At 52.7% G+C, this 21,048-nt stretch carries 22 protein-coding genes; 8 read left to right on the forward strand and 14 right to left on the reverse strand.

What is annotated here, in order from left to right; all coding sequences use genetic code 11:
• Positions 1-293 precede the first annotated feature (293 nt).
• Together lipA and ACFSSA_RS06005 are read left to right on the forward strand one after the other, a co-directional pair.
• A complete protein-coding gene (gene lipA, locus ACFSSA_RS06000; RefSeq protein ID WP_386819269.1) occupies positions 294-1,295 on the forward strand; it encodes a lipoyl synthase in 1,002 nt (333 codons plus the stop codon).
• A 17-nt stretch (positions 1,296-1,312) separates the two neighbouring features.
• Positions 1,313-1,777, forward strand: a complete 465-nt coding sequence (locus tag ACFSSA_RS06005) for an EVE domain-containing protein (protein WP_386819429.1) — start codon at positions 1,313-1,315, stop codon at positions 1,775-1,777.
• A 20-nt stretch (positions 1,778-1,797) separates the two neighbouring features.
• On the opposite strand, the gene ACFSSA_RS06010 is transcribed toward ACFSSA_RS06005, so the two are convergent.
• The 5 genes from ACFSSA_RS06010 to ACFSSA_RS06030 form a co-directional block, all read right to left on the reverse strand.
• The gene (locus ACFSSA_RS06010; protein WP_386819271.1) at positions 1,798-2,571 is read right to left on the reverse strand and encodes a PDZ domain-containing protein; all 774 of its coding nucleotides are present in this window, start codon (positions 2,569-2,571) and stop codon (positions 1,798-1,800) included.
• A 2-nt stretch (positions 2,572-2,573) separates the two neighbouring features.
• A complete protein-coding gene (locus tag ACFSSA_RS06015; RefSeq protein ID WP_386819273.1) occupies positions 2,574-3,059 on the reverse strand; it encodes a hypothetical protein in 486 nt (161 codons plus the stop codon).
• Positions 3,052-3,579, reverse strand: coding sequence for an RNA polymerase sigma factor (locus tag ACFSSA_RS06020; RefSeq protein ID WP_386819275.1), 528 nt, complete (start codon positions 3,577-3,579; stop codon positions 3,052-3,054). Before ACFSSA_RS06020 ends, ACFSSA_RS06015 begins: the two co-directional genes overlap by 8 nt.
• 158 nt (positions 3,580-3,737) lie before the next feature.
• On the reverse strand, positions 3,738-4,109 hold the full coding sequence (locus tag ACFSSA_RS06025; RefSeq protein WP_386819277.1) for a glutaredoxin family protein: 372 nt from the start codon (positions 4,107-4,109) through the stop codon (positions 3,738-3,740).
• Positions 4,110-4,153: 44 nt separating this feature from the next.
• Positions 4,154-4,882, reverse strand: a complete 729-nt coding sequence (locus tag ACFSSA_RS06030; protein ID WP_386819279.1) for a CorA family divalent cation transporter — start codon at positions 4,880-4,882, stop codon at positions 4,154-4,156.
• Positions 4,883-4,985: 103 nt separating this feature from the next.
• Between ACFSSA_RS06030 and ACFSSA_RS06035 the strand changes: the two genes are divergently transcribed.
• Positions 4,986-5,594, forward strand: a complete 609-nt coding sequence (locus ACFSSA_RS06035) for a L,D-transpeptidase family protein (protein WP_386819281.1) — start codon at positions 4,986-4,988, stop codon at positions 5,592-5,594.
• 56 nt (positions 5,595-5,650) lie between these two features.
• On the opposite strand, the gene cutA is transcribed toward ACFSSA_RS06035, so the two are convergent.
• The 8 genes from cutA to ACFSSA_RS06075 all read right to left on the reverse strand — a co-directional run bounded on the left by cutA (position 5,651) and on the right by ACFSSA_RS06075 (position 14,001).
• Complete coding sequence (gene cutA / locus ACFSSA_RS06040; RefSeq protein WP_386819282.1) at positions 5,651-6,022, reverse strand: divalent-cation tolerance protein CutA; 372 nt, start codon at positions 6,020-6,022, stop codon at positions 5,651-5,653.
• Positions 6,023-6,037: 15 nt separating this feature from the next.
• On the reverse strand, positions 6,038-7,120 hold the full coding sequence (locus tag ACFSSA_RS06045; protein WP_386819283.1) for a Gfo/Idh/MocA family protein: 1,083 nt from the start codon (positions 7,118-7,120) through the stop codon (positions 6,038-6,040).
• Between the two features lie 21 nt (positions 7,121-7,141).
• Positions 7,142-8,185, reverse strand: coding sequence for a sugar phosphate isomerase/epimerase family protein (locus tag ACFSSA_RS06050; RefSeq protein ID WP_386819284.1), 1,044 nt, complete (start codon positions 8,183-8,185; stop codon positions 7,142-7,144).
• 96 nt (positions 8,186-8,281) lie between these two features.
• On the reverse strand, positions 8,282-9,121 hold the full coding sequence (locus tag ACFSSA_RS06055) for an aminotransferase class IV (protein ID WP_386819286.1): 840 nt from the start codon (positions 9,119-9,121) through the stop codon (positions 8,282-8,284).
• 315 nt (positions 9,122-9,436) lie between these two features.
• The gene (locus ACFSSA_RS06060) at positions 9,437-10,438 is read right to left on the reverse strand and encodes a beta-ketoacyl-ACP synthase III (protein WP_386819288.1); all 1,002 of its coding nucleotides are present in this window, start codon (positions 10,436-10,438) and stop codon (positions 9,437-9,439) included.
• 146 nt (positions 10,439-10,584) lie between these two features.
• Positions 10,585-11,649 carry an alpha-L-glutamate ligase-like protein gene (locus ACFSSA_RS06065; RefSeq protein WP_386819290.1) on the reverse strand — a complete coding sequence of 355 codons (1,065 nt, stop codon included), beginning with the start codon at positions 11,647-11,649 and terminating at the stop codon, positions 10,585-10,587.
• Positions 11,650-11,653: 4 nt separating this feature from the next.
• A complete protein-coding gene (locus ACFSSA_RS06070; protein WP_386819291.1) occupies positions 11,654-13,180 on the reverse strand; it encodes a UUP1 family membrane protein in 1,527 nt (508 codons plus the stop codon).
• A 23-nt stretch (positions 13,181-13,203) separates the two neighbouring features.
• A complete protein-coding gene (locus tag ACFSSA_RS06075) occupies positions 13,204-14,001 on the reverse strand; it encodes an ATP-dependent zinc protease family protein (RefSeq protein WP_386819293.1) in 798 nt (265 codons plus the stop codon).
• Positions 14,002-14,085: 84 nt separating this feature from the next.
• Between ACFSSA_RS06075 and ACFSSA_RS06080 the strand changes: the two genes are divergently transcribed.
• Together ACFSSA_RS06080 and ACFSSA_RS06085 are read left to right on the forward strand one after the other, a co-directional pair.
• Positions 14,086-15,132 carry an agmatine deiminase family protein gene (locus ACFSSA_RS06080; RefSeq protein WP_386819295.1) on the forward strand — a complete coding sequence of 349 codons (1,047 nt, stop codon included), beginning with the start codon at positions 14,086-14,088 and terminating at the stop codon, positions 15,130-15,132.
• A gap of 15 nt (positions 15,133-15,147) precedes the next feature.
• Complete coding sequence (locus tag ACFSSA_RS06085; protein ID WP_386819297.1) at positions 15,148-15,819, forward strand: YoaK family protein; 672 nt, start codon at positions 15,148-15,150, stop codon at positions 15,817-15,819.
• A 1-nt stretch (position 15,820) separates the two neighbouring features.
• Here ACFSSA_RS06085 and ACFSSA_RS06090 read toward each other — a convergent pair whose 3' ends face one another.
• Entirely contained in the window at positions 15,821-18,007 is a 2,187-nt protein-coding gene (locus ACFSSA_RS06090) for an excinuclease ABC subunit UvrB (RefSeq protein WP_386819299.1), read from the reverse strand.
• Positions 18,008-18,166: 159 nt separating this feature from the next.
• On the opposite strand from ACFSSA_RS06090, the gene ACFSSA_RS06095 reads away from it, so the two are divergent.
• The 3 genes from ACFSSA_RS06095 to ACFSSA_RS06105 all read left to right on the forward strand — a co-directional run bounded on the left by ACFSSA_RS06095 (position 18,167) and on the right by ACFSSA_RS06105 (position 21,048).
• Positions 18,167-18,961 carry a hypothetical protein gene (locus ACFSSA_RS06095; protein ID WP_386819301.1) on the forward strand — a complete coding sequence of 265 codons (795 nt, stop codon included), beginning with the start codon at positions 18,167-18,169 and terminating at the stop codon, positions 18,959-18,961.
• A gap of 90 nt (positions 18,962-19,051) precedes the next feature.
• Positions 19,052-19,954: a DUF2167 domain-containing protein gene (locus tag ACFSSA_RS06100; RefSeq protein WP_386819303.1), complete on the forward strand. Its 903-nt coding sequence runs from the start codon at positions 19,052-19,054 to the stop codon at positions 19,952-19,954.
• An 11-nt stretch (positions 19,955-19,965) separates the two neighbouring features.
• A complete protein-coding gene (locus ACFSSA_RS06105; RefSeq protein WP_386819306.1) occupies positions 19,966-21,048 on the forward strand; it encodes a hypothetical protein in 1,083 nt (360 codons plus the stop codon).

The raw sequence follows: 21,048 nt of genomic DNA on the forward strand, positions 1-21,048 counted from the left end.
GTTTCAGTGGTTTTACCACAAGAACTCTAAAAAGGAGCTGTCCGATTTTCTGGGGTCAGGCCAACTAGTTCTTATACTACCCTTGATTCGGAAAGCTTATGACAGCTTTCAATCGGCAAAAATTCTGCACGATAACGAAACGCGGTAAGCCCCGATGATTCCGAAGGCAAAGTGCCCGGAAAATTGTCACCCCAGTGGCCGATTGTCGTTCCAGAGAGAGGGAATTCACGGCCTAATTGGGAGGAAATGAGCATCTTCCTTGATGTTTGGTCGTTAAAAATTAGAGTTCCGGCATGTCAGCCTGCGGCCCGAAAATGAAAATGGATCCCACCCTCCACAGAGAGCAAAAGCCCTCTTGGATCAAGGTCCGTCTCCCGAACAATCCTGCCTTTTGGTCCACAAAGTCGCTCATTACCGACCTAAAGCTGGTCACCGTTTGTGAAGAGGCTCAATGCCCGAATCGTTGGGAGTGCTGGGGGCAAGGCACTGCGACATTTATGATCGCGGGAGACAAATGCACACGGGCATGCGGCTTCTGTGCGGTAAAAACTGCTAAGCCGGACGCGCTGGAATCCGACGAACCGGCCCGGATTGCTGAAGCAACAAGCCGCATGAATCTCAAACACATCGTAATTACCGCCGTAGCGCGTGATGATCTTAAGGACGGTGGTGCCGAGCATTTCCGGGAAACCATTACCGCTGTCCGCCAAGTCAATCCTGGCATCATCATCGAGGTGCTCGTGCCGGATTTCAACGATCGAGATTGGGCACTCCAGCTCGTGATGGATGCACGTCCACACATTTTCAACCATAACCTGGAAACGGTGGAGCGGCTTACCCCGCTTGTCCGCTCCCGGGCGAAATACCAGCGTTCCTTGACAGTTCTAAAAAAGGCAAAGGAGATGGTGGATGGTCATGTCGCCACGAAATCGGGGATGATGCTTGGCCTTGGTGAACGCAGAGAGGAAATCCTTACCGCAATGGATGATCTGCTAGCTCACGATGTAACAGTTCTCACACTCGGCCAATACCTCCGCCCCACTCCGAAGCATCTTCCCGTCGTGGAATATATCCACCCGGATCAATTCGAGGAATATAAACAGATCGCATTGGAGAAAGGTTTCCGCCACGTCGCTTCCGGGCCGTTGGTTCGCTCTTCCTACCATGCGGCAGATTTCCGTCCCGAGCTGGACGTATTGCAATCCATCGAAAGCGATCTCCGTGCCAGCTCCGGTCTGGAGCTTGGTCCAGAGCATTTGGCTCTTCCGGAAATCAAGCCGAGTCTACTCTCCTGAACCAGCTTTCCCTCTGAATTTTGAATTGGCTGATCAAATCCGAACCCGATGTTTTCTCCATCCGGGACCTGGAAAAGGTCGAGCAGGAGCCTTGGTCCGGAGTGCGCAATTATCAGGCGAGAAACTTCATGTGGCGTGACATGAAAGTGGGCGAGCTAGCCCTCTTCTACCATTCAAATGCCAACCCTCCGGGAATAGCAGGCGTGGCAAGAGTCGCATCAGCAGCCTATCCTGATCCCACCCAGTTCGAAAAAAACGGAGAATATTATGATCCGAAGGCGACGGAGGAAAAACCACGCTGGTATCTGGTAGATTTTGAGCATGTGGCTACCTTCGATGAGCTGCTGCCTCTCACTGTAATGAAAGCGGATGACGTGCTTTCGGAGATGCTGGTATGCCAAAAAGGCACCCGGCTATCGATCACCCCCGTGGAGGACAAGCATTTTAACCACGTTCTCGACCTCGCAGGCGTGACAATTTGAGTTGAAGCAGTCCTTCTCCTTCATTGTTCCGGCATCGGGGGCGGAACAATTCTTGGTCTGGGATGTCTCATGGGTGCAACGCTTGGGTCCAGCGCATGGTCCAATCCCCGTCTGAGTGCGCAAATCTGACGGCGCCATGAATGTGGAACGTCGGAATACTCCGCCCAACCGCGGATTACTCCCTCGTAGATAATTTTGCCGTCGGGCGAGACAATTTTCACCGCATCGCCAGACTCCACCCGATACACTTCCGCCGTGCCATTCTCGTTGGTGTAGCTGGCTTTCTTTTGCTCCAAATTAACAATCCTTACCGCGCCATCCCGGCCCCGCATGACTGAATCATTGAGCACGCGGCGAATTACCTCATCGGTGTCCGCCTTACCCTCTCCCAGAGTCAGTTTCAAATCCAAAGACTTCCCTTCACGGAACACAGAAATCGTCACCACATCCTCCGGTTTCGACAAACGCAGAAGAGTCGCCAATTGACCCTCATTGACGAGCATTTGCTCGTTCATCTTCCAGAGCAAATCCATCTTCTTCACACCGGCTTTTTGTGCGGGGCCGTCCTTATCCAGATCGGTCACAATAAAGCCGATTCCCGGAGGTAACGCCGGCAGCTGGGTGGCGGTGGTGTCATCCGGCTTCGCCACGGAAAGTCCCAGCCATGGCATCGGCGGTTTTTCACTCCGCTCCTCCACCCCTGAAGTAAGATCCTTCGGCCCTTCCGGTTCCCGCGCATGGCAGAGACTGCCTGCCACGAGAACAAGAGCCGCGAAATGGATGGAAGCATGCATTTTCAAAATGTGCTTACCGGCACGAGATACATTTCTTCACGCGGTTCAGTCAGTTGAACAATGATACCCGTCTCCTCATCACGGACTTTACTTTCCTCGACCACCCGAACGCGAACTTTGTGAACCGCGGAACCGCTGTCATCGACAATCAGACCATCGTCACTGAAATTTTCCACACGATCCGACTCGGTAAGAAAACTTACCAGGGGGCCGATGTTCTCTGACGAGAGAGCATCCCCGACCGTTGCTCGCTCAAGCTGGCGACTTTGACTTAGGAAAAATGTGAGTAGAAACGCCACCAAGGCTGCAATTCCCGCAGGGACCATCCATGCGCTCAGAGCTCTTTTTCGCGGGATAGGAACAAGGATATCGCTGCCGAGTTGATCCAACATCTCTTCGGTCTCGGAGGAAATGCTTTCACTCAGGGCAACCGGCATCAGATTCCGCAATGCTTTTTCGATTTCAGTCGGTGTGTATGTTTTATCCAAAACGAACCTCCTTCACTTTTTGCATACTCTGGGATAATTGCTCCAAGGCGTAACGATACCTTGAGGCAGCAGTGTTGGGCGAAATGCCAAGGGCTTCCGAAATCTGGGCAAAGGTGAGTCCGCCCCAGGTTTTCATGACGACAACTTCACGCAGCTTATCGCTTAAATTTTGGACAGCCTCCCGCATCAACACTGCCTCCTCATCTTCTTCCAATACGGGATCAAGCCATACGTCCTCGAAATCATTGAGAAAAACGATGGATTCTTCCCGCTTTCTCCGCCGCGATTCCGTGCGATGCAGCATGAGACCGGCAAAACGGATCGTCGAAAACATGAGAGGCAGATCCGGAGGACCTCCGCCACGGTTTTCAGCTTGCTGATAATGCCACATCTTCAGGACAGCTTCCTGCACCAAGTCTTCCGCATCTTCGCGGGTTTTCCCCCAGCTACGGGCAAAAAGGAGCAATCGCGAGCCATTTTCCGCAAGCCATTGCTTCCAAATTTTTGATAAGCTCTGCATTATTCAAAAAGAGAATGCCTCAGAGCGCGGCACTTGTCTCTGCTCTCTGAAAATTTTTGTTTCATCCAATGAAGCCAATCTGCTGTCCCCTGCCATTATTGCCGGCAAGGAGGGAAAGCGACTTTTTCCATCACTCTCCCAAATTGACTTCTTCGTCCTTAATCGAGGAAACGAATTTTACCGGGAACAGGAAGTTTTCCGGCCGCCATGGCAGCGTGTTGTTCATCGGTGCAGGCGGAATCAATCGGCGCATCTGGCTGAATTTCATTCTCTGAGACGATCCCATTCTCAAGCATCCATTTTTCCACTTCCTCACCGCTCACATCGGCGAGCATCTGTCCGTTGATTTCCACACACGGCGAAAGTGGCTGGCCACTGCGTTGCTCCATTTCCCATCGAAACGCAGGATTCTTGATGATGTCTTTTTCCTCATACGGAAGCTCGTATTTCCGCATGATCGCGCGGACTCCTTCACTCCATCCGCAAAATGTCTTCAAATAGGCGGTAATCTTCGGCTGTGCGTCACTCATGATGAATGGAATGATAATGGGGTGCGACGGGTTTGCAACCCGGATCACTTATTGCCCTTGGAAACATATCGGAGAAGCAAACCGCCGACAATCAATCCGCCGAAGAAAATCCACCAAAACTTATCCTGAACAAATTCCGGCAAATCCACATTCATGCCAAAAAGGCCGCCGAGGGCTACCAAAGGGAGGAAAAAACCGGTGACCAGATTCAATTTAAAGAGAATATTTCCAAGCCTTTCGGAAGATTTTGTATGGGCTTCCGCTGCTTCCGCCTGCCAAAACATCAATGTCTCTCTGGCATCGGACTGGAGTAATTCCGCAGCGCGTTCCAGTTCTCTGGCTCTGTCTCTACTTGCCCGAACTTCCTTGTCATCCGGCTCCTGTGCCAAAGCTTGCTCCAGCGCTTGGACAATATTCCGCGTGCTTCTTGCAAGCGGCCCTGCATGACGCAGAATTTCAAACACCTGTTCGGTAGATTCCGTTACTTCCAGAATCTCCTCATTGGCATCAATTGCCTTCGCATATCTTTCCAATAGCAAGCATAGCTCATCAAGCCCCGGACCTCCCGGCTGGAGCCAACGACCATCTCCCCTACGCCAGAAAAAAATCGCTTCCCGCTCCGGCACGCCGGCCTTTGGAACCTCATGCAGAATCAATAAAAGCTCGTCATGTCCGACGACACAGCGCTGGTGCCCGGGACGGCCGCTGAGTTGCTCCCGTAGCTCGGCTTCGATCTCGTAATGATCCGGCAGTTTGACTTTCTCGTTCAACATTTCTGAATTTTTTAGAGAATAAAAATCCATTCCGCAACTCTCTCCAACCTACACTCTTCAATCTTGATTCTTTCGGGAATCCCACTAAATATCCCTCACGTTTATGAAATATCTACTCACCTTGAGCAGTTGCGCACTGCTGGTCTCATGTTTTAACAGCAGCCCTCCGGGCTCGGACTACCTTGCGGGGATCGGTGGACCGATTCACCAACAGGCTTCCGGGGGACCGCATCATCCTGCCCCGGCGATCCCGGATGATGTTTCCTATTGGGATGGAGATGGCGTGCAAGGTTCTCCATTGATCAGAATCAACCGCCGCGAACAGAAGGCATACTTTTACAAGGGTGGAACGCTTGTCGGAGTTTCAAAAATCTCTTCCGGCAAAGAAGATACCGGCACACCAGCTGGCACTTACAAAATCACGGAAAAAGACGAAGATCATAAATCATCCGCCTACGGTGTGATCAAAGACAAAGCCACCGGTCAAATGATCAATGACAATGCCGACAACCGCATCGACAAGGTCAAACCAGGACAGGTTTTCTATAACGCGCCGATGCCCAATTTCATGCGTTTCAATGGAGGGATCGGCATGCACACCGGCTATCTTCCGGGTTATGCCGCCTCCCACGGTTGCGTCCGTATGCCTCATCACATGTCCACGAAATTTTTCCAGAATGTGCAGATCGGCACTCCGGTGATTGTCGAGTAGACTCTGTCTGGCCTCCTCTGCCGGGGGTGAGGTGCGCCCACTCCCGGCAGCATATCTCAGGTGCAGCTATTACGCACCCATTGAGCGTAACGAGCTTCGATATCCGCAGCAGATATGCCCACAATTTCCGGAACATCATAGGGATGGAGTGAAATCATGGTCTTCTCAAAATCCGGAAATTTTTCCGATAGAATCTTGAAGATGACCAAAACCTCGGCCTCAGATTGCAGCTCCCCTTTCCAGCTGTAGATGGATTCGATAGACGGAACGATATTCGCGCATGCAGCGAGCTTCCTGGAAACTATTTCGCGGCTGATCTTCCGGGCTCGTTCCAGATCGGGAAAGGTGCAGAGGACGATTGTGATAGAACATGAAACAGGCGAGCAGGAAGAATCCCGCCCGCCTGCTGTAATGGAATCATTAGTCATGATCCGCATAGCGTATCACACTGCCACCGGCTTACCAGTCGCAGCGGATTCGTATAGAGCGTCGATGATCAACATCAGCTTGTGCGCCTGATCAGGAGTATTCAGTGGCTCGGCAGTGCCATTGATGGTGTGGATGAAATTCGCAGCGGAATGGATCCGCCCCATATCTTCACAGGCTTCCGTGGTGATCGTGCGATCCACACTATTGCCGTTTTCCTGAACATACAGCTCGCAAGTATCGATCGCCGTCTCATCCAGGCCGTCACGTCCGAAGAGACGCTCCACCTTGCCGCCGGCTTTGGTTCCCTGGAAAACCACGGAAACCTCTTCGCGTTTTACCATTTCCGCCCATGAAACCTGCAGACTCAGCACTTGTCCGCTCTTGAATGTGACGAACCCGTGCGCAGCGCACTCCACATCTGTGGTGCCACCTTCACGGTCCGGAATTCCCCAGGGTCCCTTGAAGCCGGGATCGGTGATGTGGTCATCAAAAGTATTGGCCAACACATATGCAGGCTCCGGATAACCCATGAGGTAGAGCGAGAGATCAATCATATGTAGAAGATCGATCGTAGCGCCACCACCGGACATCGCCTTGGTGGTAAACCAGCCTCCAAAGCCTGGAATACCTGTTCGTCGGATCCATTTTGCTTGTGCGGAATTGATCCGGCCGACTGTGCCATCATCCACATAAGCTTTCATCGCCTGGGACTCCGGCCGGGCACGATTGTTGAAATTGAACATCAGCTTTTTGCCTGTCTCCTCCGCCAATTTCACCATTTCCTCGACTTCCGCAGCGCTCAGGCCTGGTGGCTTTTCACAGAAAACATGTTTACCAGCTTTCAAGCATTGAAGGGCGAGCGGGGCGTGAAATTTGTTCGGCACGATGATACTCACCGCATCCAGCTCAGGTGCTTCTGCCAGCATTTTTTCGACGGAGTCGAAAGTTTTGGCGATTCCCCATTCAGCGGCGGCCTTGTCTGCGGCACCCGGAGCGGGATCCGCCACAGCCACGATTTCAGCTCCCGCAGCACGAAAGCCTTCGGCATGGTATTTCACCATCCAGCCTGCTCCTATAACTCCTACTTTAATAGACATATTGTGTTACCGAAGAGGTGGTTATTGATTTGATTTATCAAAAGCCGCATCGAAGGCGACGTTGGAGCCCGGGAAATCTACATTTCTAACAAAGGCTGCTGCTTCAGTCGCGCCATGAACCCGATCCATTCGGATATCTTCCCATTCCACGGAAAGAGGTCCGGAATACTTGAGATCGTTCAATGCCACGATGATATCCTCAAATTCGATGTCGCCGTGTCCCAGCGAGCGGAAATCCCAGAAGCGGCGGGGATCACCGAAGTCCGTGCTACCACCGAAGACGCCTACAGAGCCATCTCCATGTCCCCACCAAGCATCCTTCATATGGACGTGATAAATGCGAGAACCCAGATCACGGATAAATTTTACATAATCCACTCCCTGGTAGCCCAAGTGTGATGGATCATAGTTGAAACCGAATCTTTTGTGATGGTTTACCGCCTTGAGTGCGCGCTGGGCGGTAGCGATATCAAAGGCAATTTCCGTAGGATGGACTTCCAATGCAAAATTCACATCCACCTTGTCATAAGCATCAAGAATAGGAGTGAAGCGTTTGGCAAAGTCTTCGAAACCTTTCTCGTAATAAGCCTGATTTGTCGGAGGAAAGGCATATAGAGCATGCCAGGTGGAAGAGCCTGTGAAGCCATTTACCACCGCAGGAAAATCTTCCGAGCCATCCCCTTTGGGTTTTGCATCCAGGAATTTCCGGCACGCTTGGCCTGTAGCAATCATTTGCTGGGCAGCACGTTGACGAACACCTTCCGGATCCCCGTCACCCCATACTTCCGGAGTAAGCATCGCTTTGTGGCGATCGTCGATATTGTCGCAAACCGCCTGACCCACGAGGTGATTGGAGATCGCAAAGCAAGTCAAACCATGCTCGGCAAGTAGTTCCCATTTCTCCTTCACGTAGGTATCACTCGATAATGCCTTATCGACGTCGAAGTGATCTCCCCAGCAGGCAAGTTCCAGGCCATCATAGCCCATTTCCGCAGCCAATGGTGCGAGTTTCTCAATAGGCATATCGGCCCACTGGCCGGTGAAAAGTGTAACAGGTCGTGACATAATATTTTTCTTATGGGTTAGATTAACGCGGGCATGTTGCCCAAAGCTTTCATTGGGAGGAAAGTAAAAATCGGAAAAAGCGCGGATACCGGAGGATCACGGGTTTGCAGAGAACATTTGCTCACACCACATTGTCCGAATGACATCGAAAAGCGGGTGAATTTCGTAGCTCTTCGATTGAAAGGACGAGACCCAGACAGGACCTTTTATCGAGGAAGTTAGGAAGATTCCTTCCGCTTTATCCACATCGGATCGGCTTAGTGGTTTTTCCCGGCATTTGATATGATGCGCGGCGGCAAGTGAGATAATCAGCTGCCTGGTGATCCCTGCAAGGCATCCGCTATCGAGTCCCGGGGTAAAGAGCACCCCACCGCGAATCAGAAATACATTCGCCATCGCCGCCTCGCAGAGTTCGTTGGAGGTATTATAAAAAAGCAATTCATCGAACCCCTCACGCCGCGCTAGATCCAAGGCCATAACATGTTCCGCGTAATTCCCCACCTTCAGCCCGCGCAGCACGCTTTGGGTATCTTTTTTCCAAGGGGCTGCCGTCATTTTCACCGGAGCATTTGGCTCAGTGACAGAGGCCGCCGTCATCCACGCCCAGGCATCCCCACTATCCGTCCGGTTCAATGGACCCCGGCCCATACTGATCGTCAGGCGGATTCTTGCCAACCCTTGCTCCAGAGCATTCTTCTTCAACAAAGCCATTATCACGGAGTGCAAACCCGTATCCGAGAGCTCTACACTGGTGACACCTAATCGTTCGAGCCCTAGGCGGAGACGTTGCAAATGCTCTTTCAATAGGCATGGCACTCCGTTTACGGCGAGAATGGTCTCAAACAGGCTCAGACCGTGACAAAGTCCACGATCCTGCGGAGATATCCGAAAATCTCTTTCTCCGATAAAGCTTCCATCGCACCAGACTATTCCCATATCGTCATTAGATAATTTGAAATCAACTTATCAAGAGCTGAGAATTCAAAGTCATCGTTATACGTGAGCCAGGTCACCAGAACTTACTGGAAAGGAAAACTTTCTCCTAAAAACTCCCACCTCAATAAACAGAACCACAGGAAGTAAAAAGGAAGCGGCCCGACCGATTATCCCCGGGAAAAACCCAAAAACCCAAAGGGATGTTCAGTCGGGCCGCCTTGTCTTGCGACGGGGAGAAAGAACCACATCGCCGCTTCCGGGTCAAGCCAATTTCATCAAAAAAATGAAAAAAGATTTTTTAGAAGTGTATCCGGTCTACCAGCGAATCGCTGCAGCTGCCCAAGTGAGTCCTGCACCGAAGACCACCAGCACGATATTTTCCCCGCGTTTAAAGGCTCCGGAGCGATTGGCTTCATCCAGAGCGATTGCCACCGCTGCGGCCGACGTGTTTCCGTATTTATCTAGATTTACGAAGACCTTTTCATTAGGAACTGTTAAACGATCTGCAATTGCATCGATAATCCGGAGATTTGCCTGATGGGGGATGACGCAGGCAATGTCTTCCGCTTGAAGATCAGCACGCTTGATCACCGTTTCAGCAGCCTCCTTCATCCGGTTTACCGCGTGTTTGAAAACTTCCTTGCCCTGCATCGAGAGTGCCGCGAGATGCTCGCCGGCATTTGATTCATTGATCGGACATGCAGAGCCACCACCCGGGATGTTCAGAATGTGTGTTAGATTACCATCGGTTCCCATTTCTGTGGCAAGGATCGCGCCCTCTCCTTCCTTCGATCGGCGCAAGACAGCGGCGCCCGCACCATCCCCGAAGAGAACACATGTCGTTCTATCTTCCCAGTTCACGAAAGCAGAAAGCTTTTCAGCGCCGATGATCAATGCATTCTCAAAAGCTCCGTCCGCAATCATCCGCTTGCAAAGCTTCATTGCGTAAAGGAAGCCGGAGCAGGCAGCCGATATATCGAACGCTACCGCCTTCTTTGCCCCGATCTGCTGCTGCACGTAGCATGCAGTCGCAGGGGTAAGAGTGTCCGGAGTAATTGTGGCGACGATGATCAGCTGGACTTCCGCGGCATCAAGTCCCGCTTGTTCCAGGGCCTTCCGGGCAGCTTCGCTGGCCATGTGAGAGGTGTTCTCACCTTCGGCCGCAATCCGTCGCTCCCGAATACCCGTGCGGCTGAAAATCCATTCGTCGCTGGTATCGACCCGTTGGGCCAGATCTTCGTTGGTTAAAACTGTCTTAGGAACATAGCTTCCCGTTCCTGCAATACATACCTGATAATTCGTAGCCGACCCACTCATGTGGCGAAAGGTTTAGATTGTTAGCCAATCCAAACAAGCGCGAATTTCCTCCTACCGCATCTATGCTGCAAGCACATGAACCGCCATGTGGGAAAAATTCCGCTGCCCCCCGCAAAACCAATGATATCAAGCAAAGCTCTCCGCAATCATCCTTCACCTCTTGGTGCAGGCAGCTTGGCGCGGAAATGCTTTTTGGAATAGGCAATTTTTGCCGCCCGATCCGCTCCCGGATTGCGTTTGTGCTCGATGACAATTGGCTCGAGACGTTTCAACAGGCCGATCCCATTTGCCATCTGAATGGCTAGACCCGGACGCGCATTCACCTCAATCATGAGCGGCCCCTTGTTCTCATCAATCATGATATCCACACCCAAGTAGCCCAGACCTGTCATTTCCTGGCAGGTGACCGCCATTTCCAAAATTGTCTCCCAATCAGGCATCTGCACTCCGATGAGGCTGATTCCCAGATCAGGATGATATGTAATAGGCTTCCCATGGTGGATCGCGCGCACCGACATCCCTGTGGCAATATCGATTCCCACTCCCACAGCGCCCTGGTGAAGATTTGAGCGTCCGTCTGATTCTTTGGTGGATGCCCGGAGCATCGCCATCACCGGATAGCCGTGGAGCATGACCACCCGGATATCCGGCGCTCCTTGAAAGCTCATATCCGTCAACAAGGTTGCCGGCTGCACGCGGTATTCGATCAGCGCGTAATCCCGCTTTCCGCCGAGGCTGAAAAGGCCTGCCAAAATATTGGAAACGTGATTCTTCAAGTCACCTGGAGTGACTTCGGTGCCGCTTGGCTTGATGTAGTTTTTCCCTACTTTCTTATCGATCACCATGATCCCCTTCCCACCGGATCCGCGCGTAGGCTTGATGACGAAAGCTTCTTTGCCTTTGAGAATCTTCTCCACGATATTTGCATCGTGTGGAGTTCTCAGCACCCCGTAGGTCTCTGCCACGGTCATTCCTTCCGCTTCTGCCAGTGCTTTGGTCCGGAGCTTGTTATCGACCAGATCATACAGCCTACGCGGATTGTTCGGCAGAAGGAAACGGGCATTGCGCATATTGATGCCAACCACCCCGAGTTCCCTCAGTTCCTTTGGAGTGCGAAACCAGCGATGATACCATTTCGGGACATCCTGGAATACCGGCTTGCCAGCGTCTGGCTTTTCAGAGAGTGGCTCAATGACTTCGGACTCCCCCATAAGATCAGGCGTTGGAAAAGGTTTTGAAGCGGATCAGCTCAGACAAGCGGTAGCCGGTATAGCGACCGATCAACAAAATCCCTGCCAGTAGGATGAGCAGAAGTTCGGGGAAATAGGACGCCCAATATTGGAGCTGGGATACCTTCATGAACCGGTAGGCGCAGACAGCCACGAAAACAGAGCCGGCAACCTGGGTAATCGCGCTCCGTTTCCCCTCTTCTTCCCAGATCAACGACATGCGCTCCAATGTCCAGGCGATGATGATCATCGGGAAAAGTGTGATTTTGATGCCGACGCTCATCCCCAGCTGGTAGCTGAAAACCCCCATCAGCATCATCAGCAATGTGACTATCACCACACATGCGGCGACCCGGGGCACGACGAGCAAGTTCATTCGAGAGAGGAGGAATCTGAACCACAAGCCCGCACCAACGAGTAGAGTGAACATCACCAATCCCTGCAATAGCGGTAACTCCAGCAAAGCCAATGCCAGAAGCACCGGCATGAATGTGCCTAACGTCGGTATACCGATGATATTTCGCATCAGCACCACCACAAACGCGCCCAAGGGAATGAGCACGATGTAACGGAAGACAGCCCTCTCGGAGGCAGGAAGTGCCAGAATCGTGGAGACCAGGAGTGTCGAATCCCGAAGATCCGTCAATGTTTCGAGAGGGATGTGATCCTTTACGACGGTAAACCCGACCTGGGAATTTTCGCCGCCTGTTAAGTCAAGAAGCGGCCCACCACCACGATGCCATACAAAAACGTGACGGCCGTCGGGCACGGTGGATGGCTGCATAGGGTCACGCACTTTCCAGAAAGCTCCGTCGAAATACTCGATCATTGGCAAAGGCGGTTGCCCGCCGTTCTGGTCATCCAGATTCACCCCGTAGGCCAGCCGCGCAGGAATGCCCGCCATTCCGAGAAGATCGATGCCCATCGAAAGATTGGGATTCGGCAATCCCAGTTTTTCGTAATGACGCCTGACAAGAGCATATTCCTGCGATGCCGAAGGATCGTTGATGCGGGTGAAAAGAGATACGAAAAGAGAGTCCGCATCACGGGAGGCCGCCTTGTTCAGAATGTTCTTCGCTGCCACATCCAGAGCGCCGGGCAGGTTCGGCACTTCCGGCGCTTTCGGAACTTCGATCGCCGGCTTCGGCTCACCACCACTGGCCAGACGCTCTTTGAAACGCACCCGATAGTAAAGTCCCTGTGCGTCTTCGCGGTTCTTCGAGGACCACACGGCCGTATATTCGCCATGTTCGTTTTCCTCGTTGTAATCATAGTCCAGCGAGCCCGATTCCTGGCCCGCATTCATTTTCACCTCATCCGATGGCAGAGAGAGCCGCACCTTGACATCCCGGCCTGTCGCCAAAAACGAAACCTTGGCTTCCACCAACCATTCGCTGACTTTTTTACCTTCCCAGAAGGGAACACCCAGATTGCGTGTTTTGTAAGCGGCAAGGCCACCTCCGAGCACGATCAATGCGGCCACCGCTGCTAATAATTTCGCTTGGGCACTCATGTTGGTTCTTTCAGAAACGATGCTCAGCGCATGATCTTGTCGTCCGCAAGATAAACGCGTGATGGATCAATCCATCCGAGTTCCTTGATGGTCGTGCGTCCGATGAGCACGGCAGAGAGCATATTTGCCCGATTGTTCAGAGTGAAATCACCGCGCAGTTTCCGCCCGCCGATCTTGAAAGCCAGGCGCACCACCTCACGAGTTTCAGATTCACCACCCGGCTCTTTGATTCTGGCGATTCGAACTAGCGGAGCTTCCATGCGAACCCGCGGGGAGCCTTTTTTGCGTGGCTCTGTCACAATAAAGCGCACCCACTTTTTGCCATCACGCTCGAATAGCTCGGTTTCCTCCGCATGGATGGAACTGGTATACGCGCCCGTATCGAGCTTCGCGGTCATGTCCGATTCGAGACCGTCGATGAGAATTTTTTCCTTCCAGCCGTAGACTTGGATGGGGTCTGGAGAAACCGGCCGGGCCACAGCGGCGACCGCAGTTTCAGCCTCCTCCACAGCGGCCTCATCGTCTGGATCGATCTCCGCCTTATCGGAGTCTTTGTCCGATTCTGCCTTATCCGCGGCGTTTTCTTCCGCAGGGGTGCCGGACTCGACATCCTTGTCTTCCTTACTTGCTGGCTCCGACTTTTCCCCGGCGGCAGTCTCTTCAGCCGCAGGGGGCTGATCTTTACCTGCTTCAGCTTTTTTGGCCGTTTCTGCAGCGCTCACGAGAGAACATGTCAGTAGCATGAGAAGCAGTGACAACTGGAACCGGAGGTTGGAAAAGGTTTTAAAATGCATGATGCGGCGGCGACTATCACCTGCCATATCACAAAATAGCAATGGAATTATTAGCTCATAACCTAGCTTCTGCTTGATGTTTGCAATGCGAGGAAAGAGATTCCCCGCATCATGACTCCAGCCAAATCAGGTTTTTCCATGCCAGCCGAATGGACCCCCCAAGTCGCCACATGGCTCTCCTGGCCTGTCGATGATCCGAGGCATTGGGGCGGTGCGAAGCAGGACATCATCTGGAAGAAATTCGCAGAGATCGCGGCAGCCATTTCTCGTTACCAGATCGTGCGGATCAATGCCCCGGGCTCCGCACATCAGGCGATTGGCGAGGCTTGCAATCGAGCCAAGGCAAACCCCGCCAATGTTCAGCTTTTCGACCATCCGAATAATGATGTCTGGTGTAGGGATCACGGCCCGATATTTGTCAAAAACCAAACATCCGGTGAAATCGCGATCACCGATTGGGAGTTCAATGCCTGGGGAGGAAAATTCGCTCCCTGGGATCTCGATAATGCCATTCCCCGGAAGATCGCTGAATCTCTGGGTCTTAGAGTATTCCCCGGTGGCATGATCCTTGAAGGAGGCGCTATCGAGATCAATGGAGAAGGCCAGCTTCTTACCACGGAAGCCGTATTGCTCAATAAAAACCGCAACGCCAGTCTTTCAAAGGCGGAGACCGAACAAAGACTCAAAGATACGCTCGGCGTTACCGAAATTCTCTGGCTGAAATCCGGGATCGAGGGTGACGATACAGACGGCCATATTGATGACCTTGCTCGATTTGTGGAATCATCAACGATCCTTGCCTGCGAGGAACCAGATCGCAGCTCCCCGAATTATTCCCCGCTGGCGGATAACATGTCGCGATTGAAAAATTTCCTCAATCCCAGCGGAAAACCTTATGAAATCGTGCCGATTCATCTTCCACAAGCCTGTGAAATTCCCGGCTGGAGATTGCCGGTTCTCCCCGCATCCTACGTGAATTTCCTGATCCTCAACCATGCCGTGCTGGTTCCTGTATTCCGACAGCGGAAAAACGACGATCATGCGTTGGGATTGATCCGTGAGCTTTTCCCCCAACGGGAAGTCATTGCGATCGATTGTCTGGATCTGGTCCAGGAAGGAGGCACGCTTCATTGTATCTCCCAGCAGCAACCCGCCTAGCGGTAACGCAGCCCTATGAAACAACTCACACCGCGGCAAATCATCTTCGGCGGTTGTATGCTGGCTTTCGGGGCAGCGTTTTTGAACACAGGCTTCATTATCACGGCCGGCACTTCGGTAAGTCATCTTACCGGAGACCTTTCGCGGATTGCTTCCGGTCTCGCCTCTTTCAGCGAAACCAATGTCACCAGCTTATTGAGGGTTCTGATGGCGACCCTGGGCTTTATCGCCGGGGCAACAGCATCCGGCTTTTTCCTGCACCATCCCACCCTTCATGTCAGGATGCCCTATGGTAGGATGCTGTCATTGATCGGTCTCATATTATTCGGCGCGGATGCTTTGATGAGTCATCACTTGATCAGCGCAATCTGTGTCAGTGGCTTCGCCTGCGGGATGCAAAATGCTCTTGCAAGCCGCTATCGGGGATCGGTTCTGAGGACGACCCATGTCACCGGCCTATTCACCGATCTTGGGATTCATTTGGGAATGAAGCTACGTGGACATAGCATTGAGGGATGGAAAATCACTATTCCCATTTATATCTCAGTCTCATTTTTCGCCGGGGCAGCGGTCAGCAGCTTTCTGGTGTTCCGCTATCAGGCAGACTGGATTCTCTACACGGCAGCCAGCTACCTGTCCGCCGGATTGATTTGGAGCTTTTACAAACGCTTCTTCAGACAAGCTTGACTCAATCGGTTTTTTTCCGCTTCGACCGTTTTTTCGCATAGCTCACTTTTTTTTGCGGTGGCATGACCGGAGTGTCGTTTTTCAAAGTGGCAATCTGATCACGAAGGTGCGCTGCCCGCTCGAATTCCAGTTTCGAAGACGCATCCCGCATCTCCTGTTCCAGCTCTGCAATCACACGGAGTTTGTCATAGCTTTCCTCATTTTCCGCGACCAGGGACGCATTGAGTTTTTCCGCATGCTGCCTGCCTTTCTCGTGGGTATGCAGACTTTGCTGAACAGCCCGCACCACTGATTGCGGAGTGATTCCATGCTCTTCGTTGTGCGCGATCTGGCGGGCGCGGCGATATTCCGTGACGTTGATCAACGTTTGGATGGAATCCGTGACCACATCGGCGAAAAGCACGCATTCGCCGTTTACGTGGCGGGCAGCCCGCCCTGCGGTCTGAATCAGGGAGGTTTCATTTCTCAGGAAACCTTCTTTGTCCGCATCCAGAATACAGACCAGAGAAACTTCAGGTAGATCCAGCCCCTCCCGCAGCAAATTGATCCCGATGAGGATATCAAAATTCGCCGCCCGGAGCTGGCGCAGGATTTCCACCCGCTCAATCGCATCGATATCCGAATGAAGATACCGGCACTTGAGCCCTGTGGATCCCAGATACTCGGCCAAATCCTCGGCGGTTTTTTTGGTGAGTGTCGTCACCAGGACCCTCTGGTTTTTTTCCACCCTCTGGCGGCAGAGTTCTATCGTTTCGTCAATCTGGCCTTTTAGCGGGCGCAATGTGAGAATCGGATCGAGCAAGCCCGTAGGGCGGATGATTTGCTCTACAATCAGTGGAGTCCCCCGTTTTGACGGATCGAAATCAGCGATCGGTTCCTCATTCCCGGATGCCTTGACCCGCATCTTCTTGAGATCAAAATTCGTAAAACCTTCATCACCGGGCCGACCTTTCACTGCAATGAATTTCTTATTTTCCGGCCGGGAATTCGCGACTTCGAACGGGCCGGGAGTGGCCGTCACATAGACTCGCTGATCTGTCATCTGCATAAATTCGTCAAACCGCAGCGGCCTGTTATCCATCGCGGAAGGCAGGCGGAAGCCGTGCTCCACGAGAGTCGTCTTACGGCTCTTGTCACCTTCAAACATTCCACCGATCTGAGGGATAGAGGCATGGGATTCATCGATCATCAGAAGAAAATCCCGCGGGAAGAAGTCCAGCAGGGTATGCGGTCGGGAACCCGGGGCCCTTCCCGTCAGGTGCCGGGAGTAGTTCTCGATTCCCTGGCAGAATCCCATCTCGCTCATCATTTCCAAGTCGTATTCCGTGCGCATCCGCAGCCGCTGCGCCTCGATCAGCTTGCCCTCCTTTTCCAGCTCGGGAATCCGCTGATCCAGCTCTTCACGGATCTTTTTTATCGCCACTTTCATTTTATCCCCGGCAGTGACGAACTGCTTGGCCGGATAGAGCGTATGGGCCTCGAGGACTTCGATGATTTTCCCGCTGACCGTGTGGATCGAAGAAATTCTCTCCACCTCGTCGCCGAAGAACTCGATACGGATTGCCGTTTCATCAAGATATGCCGGATGGACCTCCACCACATCTCCACGCACCCGGTATTTTCCCCGGCCAAAAGCGATATCGTTTCTTTCGAAAAGCAAGCTGACGAGAGCATTGAGCAGATCCTCGCGGGAAATCCTCTGCCCGGTCCACACAGGGAACATCATATCCTTATAGTCCTCCGGTGATCCCAAACCGTAAATACACGAGACCGAGGCGATGACAATGGTATCACGACGCGTCAACAGCGATCCCATAGTGGAGAGCCGGAGTCGCTCGATTTCCTCGTTCACCGAGGAATCTTTCTCAATATAGGTATCGGAGCGCGGGATATACGCCTCCGGCTGATAGTAATCGAAGTAAGATACGAAATACTCGACCGCATTATGCGGGAAGAAGTTTTTGAATTCCGAGTAAAGCTGAGCCGCCAACGTCTTGTTATGACTCATGATCAGGGTTGGCCTGCCTTGGCGGGCGATCAGATTTGCCATCGTAAAGGTTTTCCCTGAACCGGTGACTCCCAGAAGGGTCTGATGCTTATTGCCCGCATCAAGGGATTTTACCAATTTTTCGATCGCTTGGTGTTGATCGCCCTGGGGTGAATAATCGCTGGAAAGACGGAATGGCATGCCGCCGTCAAGATGGAGCAGGATCAGAAAACATCCAGCCGAGATTCCCCCCCGCAAAAAAACAGCCCGGAAACTCTCCGACAATTCGCCTCGCAATGCGTCCTTGAACCTGAATGGCCCCATGCGACTCTCAACCGGCAAGACCGCCAAAGGTGACCCATGATACATTCAGCCAGAAAATTGCTCCTATTCCCTAGCCTATGTGCATTCTTCTGCGCTTGCGCACCCACCTCCCCTTTCCGCGAGGCCGAGAATCTAGATGCGAAACCTTTCAATCAACTGGTCCTCGCAGGGAATGCCTGCGGGCCCGCCGCTCTTCTTAACTCTTACCGCTTCGGAAAGCCTGCCTGGAGAAAACTCTCCGAAGATCCGGCCGGATTAAGCGATCGCGAACGTATCCGGGCAATCACCCGCGGGCCGGCCATGCGTGAGTCATCCTCTTTGCCCGGTCGGGCCAGGTGGTCCAGAAATGGTGTGAATCTCCCGGACTTGTGCGATATCGCAAACGAGATCGGCAGGCCCCATCTCTTGCCGCAACTGTCCAATGAAACACTTTTTCTGAAATCCGGAGAAAGCCAGCGATCGTTCCTAAAGAGAGTTCACTCAAGGTTTGCAACTTCGCTGAAAGAAGGCTTCCCGCCGATTCTCAGCATCCGTCGATTGGTGAAGAGAAACGGCGAGTGGCACGCTATCCAAGGGCACTTTGTCACGATCACCTCGGTGCCTAGCAGTTTGGGCTCCGGAGTGAACAGCTTTGCGGTAAGATACGTCGATCCTTGGGGAGGTAGCTTCAACGAAGGGGAGATCAGGATTTCCGCACGAGCGTTTCTCGGGAGCGATCCGATGAAGAATCCCAACCTTGAGGCCATTTTCCCGCAACCTGAGATCGGGCACCGCTTTGTAAAGAGCCACGAAGAGACATATATGGCCGTATCCGCATTTCTCGGAAGATAAGGCACGCCGATTATCACATCATGTTTCTTGCATAACAGTTTTCCAATCTCTACCAACTTCCGTGCCCATCTGAATGGCGGGCTGTTTATTATGAAAATCACATCCCGCATTCTATCACGGTCTTTAGGTTTATTGCTAGCTCTCACACCTCTAGCAAACGCACAGAACGATGACCAATCCGCTCTCCCGGAAGCGGAAATGACTGCAGAGGATGCGGCAGCGATGAAGGCCCACTATGACTTCATCGACAGCCTTTCGTGGGTCCGATCCGGCACGGCGCAAATCGGTGACCGGGCAACTATTGTCATTCCCGAAGGCTATCGTTTCACCGGCGCTGAAGGCAGCACGAAGCTAATGGATTACTACGGCAACCTTACCAATGGATCAGAACTCGGCTACATTTCGCCGGAGAATATGGATTGGTTTGCCGTATTCGAGTTTGATGATGTCGGCTATGTCAAAGAGGACGAGAAGGATAAGCTTGATGCCGATGAAATTCTAAATCAATTGCAGGAAGGGCAGAAAGTGGCCAATGAGCAGCTTCGCGAGATGGGTAGACCCACACTAAATGTTCTCGGCTGGCACACCCCGCCGTTTTATAACAACGATACCAAGAATCTTGAGTGGGCCATCCGTCTTTCCTCCGAGGATGGCAGTGAGATTATCAACTATAAAACCAAGCTTCTCGGCCGCCGGGGCGTAATGGACGTGGTGCTGGTATGTGATGAAGAACAACTGGGATCCGTCGTTCCGGAATACCAGAATCTACTCGAGGGATTCAGCTACAATCAGGAAGAATCCTACGCCGCTTATACCGAAGGTGACAAAGTCGCGGAATACGGACTCATCGGTCTGATCGCAGGTGGCGGCCTGCTGGTTGCAGCGAAATCCGGCCTCCTCGCAAAACTGTGGAAGCCCATCGCCATCGGCGCCATTGCGGTTGGCAGCTTTCTCAAGCGCATCCTGAAGGGAAAAAACCACGACGCCATTTAATCGTCCCCCGCATGCCAGCCTTTTTCGAGTTTCTGCTAGTCGCTCTGGCTCTGTACATTTGGGAATCGACACTTTGGCTGCCCAAACAGGGTGTGGCTTTGAGGCGCAGCTGGCTTGGGAAAAAATGGCGCGTCATCCAGGCATCCGCTCTTCTTTCGATGCGGGATCTGGGACTTGTCCCCATGTCGCCGGTTCCTCCGGATATCGGGCTGGCGCCGTGTGCCTCATTTCCTCTCGCAGTTGCTGAGAATGGAGAAATCCATGTCTCATCTTCAGACGGTATTTTCACCCATTCCACGGCAAGAGCCTGGGAGGACATCCGATTCTCGAAACCATATCTCCATGTTGGCCAACACAGAATCAGATGCCAGTCACCTGCGGTAGCACAGCTGTTGCGCGATGGAAAATTGCAAGGCCTGACTCCTGCAGAAGCCATCCGACGGGCATGGAAGCTCACCCTCTCGCCTTCCCGGGCCAAGTGGGAATTGCGGAAATGGTCACTCGTAAGCTCCTCGCTGCGGCTTTACCCGCCGGCGCTCACATTCGGTTTTTTCCTGGCTTTGCCCTTTGTGTATTTCACCTTCGGATCCGTTGCGACCTTCTGGTTCAGCATCTGGTTGTGGTGTCTGATGCTCGGTTGCGCTGGAAACCTGTTCTGGCTCGCGAAACGTGCTTATCCGGGCGCACGCGGCGAACTGAGGCAAGACGCACTGCTGTCGCTGCTCATTCCTTTTCACGCAATGCGGTCTCTTGAGCTGGCATCGGTTCATGCCTTTGGCACGACTCACCCGACTGCTGTTCTGATCCAGGCGAATCAGGCAAACCATCCCTGGCTAGCCCGGTTTTATCGGGAGAAAATTTTCCCGCGTCCCACTCATCCGGGGGATGCAGTCATCGCCAGAAACATTCTACCGTTGTTGGAAAATCATCTTAGCAAATACGGGTTCGAGTCATCTTCGTTTCTTTCCGCTCCTGATCGTTCCGAGGATCGGGAAGCCTCGGCCTGGTGCCCGCGCTGCCACGGAATGTTTCTCCAAGGAAAAAAGACCTGCGTGGATTGTGGCAATCTCCGGCTGAATCCATTCGACAAGTGA

It is taken from the genome of Luteolibacter algae (assembly GCF_042683045.1).
Classification (GTDB): domain Bacteria; phylum Verrucomicrobiota; class Verrucomicrobiia; order Verrucomicrobiales; family Akkermansiaceae; genus Luteolibacter; species Luteolibacter algae.

Excerpts from the sequence above, each read along its gene's own strand:
- ACFSSA_RS06060 (WP_386819288.1), bottom strand. The coding sequence starts at position 10,438 with ATGAGTGGGTCGGCTACGAATTATCAGGTATGTATTGCAGGAACGGGA.
- lipA (WP_386819269.1), top strand. The coding sequence starts at position 294 with ATGTCAGCCTGCGGCCCGAAAATGAAAATGGATCCCACCCTCCACAGA.
- ACFSSA_RS06050 (WP_386819284.1), bottom strand. The coding sequence starts at position 8,185 with ATGTCACGACCTGTTACACTTTTCACCGGCCAGTGGGCCGATATGCCT.
- ACFSSA_RS06020 (WP_386819275.1), bottom strand. The coding sequence starts at position 3,579 with ATGCAGAGCTTATCAAAAATTTGGAAGCAATGGCTTGCGGAAAATGGC.
- ACFSSA_RS06095 (WP_386819301.1), top strand. The coding sequence starts at position 18,167 with ATGATACATTCAGCCAGAAAATTGCTCCTATTCCCTAGCCTATGTGCA.
- cutA (WP_386819282.1), bottom strand. The coding sequence starts at position 6,022 with ATGACTAATGATTCCATTACAGCAGGCGGGCGGGATTCTTCCTGCTCG.
- ACFSSA_RS06075 (WP_386819293.1), bottom strand. The coding sequence starts at position 14,001 with ATGGCAGGTGATAGTCGCCGCCGCATCATGCATTTTAAAACCTTTTCC.
- ACFSSA_RS06070 (WP_386819291.1), bottom strand. The coding sequence starts at position 13,180 with ATGAGTGCCCAAGCGAAATTATTAGCAGCGGTGGCCGCATTGATCGTG.
- ACFSSA_RS06085 (WP_386819297.1), top strand. The coding sequence starts at position 15,148 with ATGAAACAACTCACACCGCGGCAAATCATCTTCGGCGGTTGTATGCTG.
- ACFSSA_RS06055 (WP_386819286.1), bottom strand. The coding sequence starts at position 9,121 with ATGGGAATAGTCTGGTGCGATGGAAGCTTTATCGGAGAAAGAGATTTT.
- ACFSSA_RS06065 (WP_386819290.1), bottom strand. The coding sequence starts at position 11,649 with ATGGGGGAGTCCGAAGTCATTGAGCCACTCTCTGAAAAGCCAGACGCT.
- ACFSSA_RS06025 (WP_386819277.1), bottom strand. The coding sequence starts at position 4,109 with ATGAGTGACGCACAGCCGAAGATTACCGCCTATTTGAAGACATTTTGC.
- ACFSSA_RS06080 (WP_386819295.1), top strand. The coding sequence starts at position 14,086 with ATGACTCCAGCCAAATCAGGTTTTTCCATGCCAGCCGAATGGACCCCC.
- ACFSSA_RS06105 (WP_386819306.1), top strand. The coding sequence starts at position 19,966 with ATGCCAGCCTTTTTCGAGTTTCTGCTAGTCGCTCTGGCTCTGTACATT.
- ACFSSA_RS06045 (WP_386819283.1), bottom strand. The coding sequence starts at position 7,120 with ATGTCTATTAAAGTAGGAGTTATAGGAGCAGGCTGGATGGTGAAATAC.
- ACFSSA_RS06030 (WP_386819279.1), bottom strand. The coding sequence starts at position 4,882 with ATGTTGAACGAGAAAGTCAAACTGCCGGATCATTACGAGATCGAAGCC.
- ACFSSA_RS06035 (WP_386819281.1), top strand. The coding sequence starts at position 4,986 with ATGAAATATCTACTCACCTTGAGCAGTTGCGCACTGCTGGTCTCATGT.
- ACFSSA_RS06010 (WP_386819271.1), bottom strand. The coding sequence starts at position 2,571 with ATGCATGCTTCCATCCATTTCGCGGCTCTTGTTCTCGTGGCAGGCAGT.
- ACFSSA_RS06100 (WP_386819303.1), top strand. The coding sequence starts at position 19,052 with ATGAAAATCACATCCCGCATTCTATCACGGTCTTTAGGTTTATTGCTA.
- ACFSSA_RS06090 (WP_386819299.1), bottom strand. The coding sequence starts at position 18,007 with ATGCCATTCCGTCTTTCCAGCGATTATTCACCCCAGGGCGATCAACAC.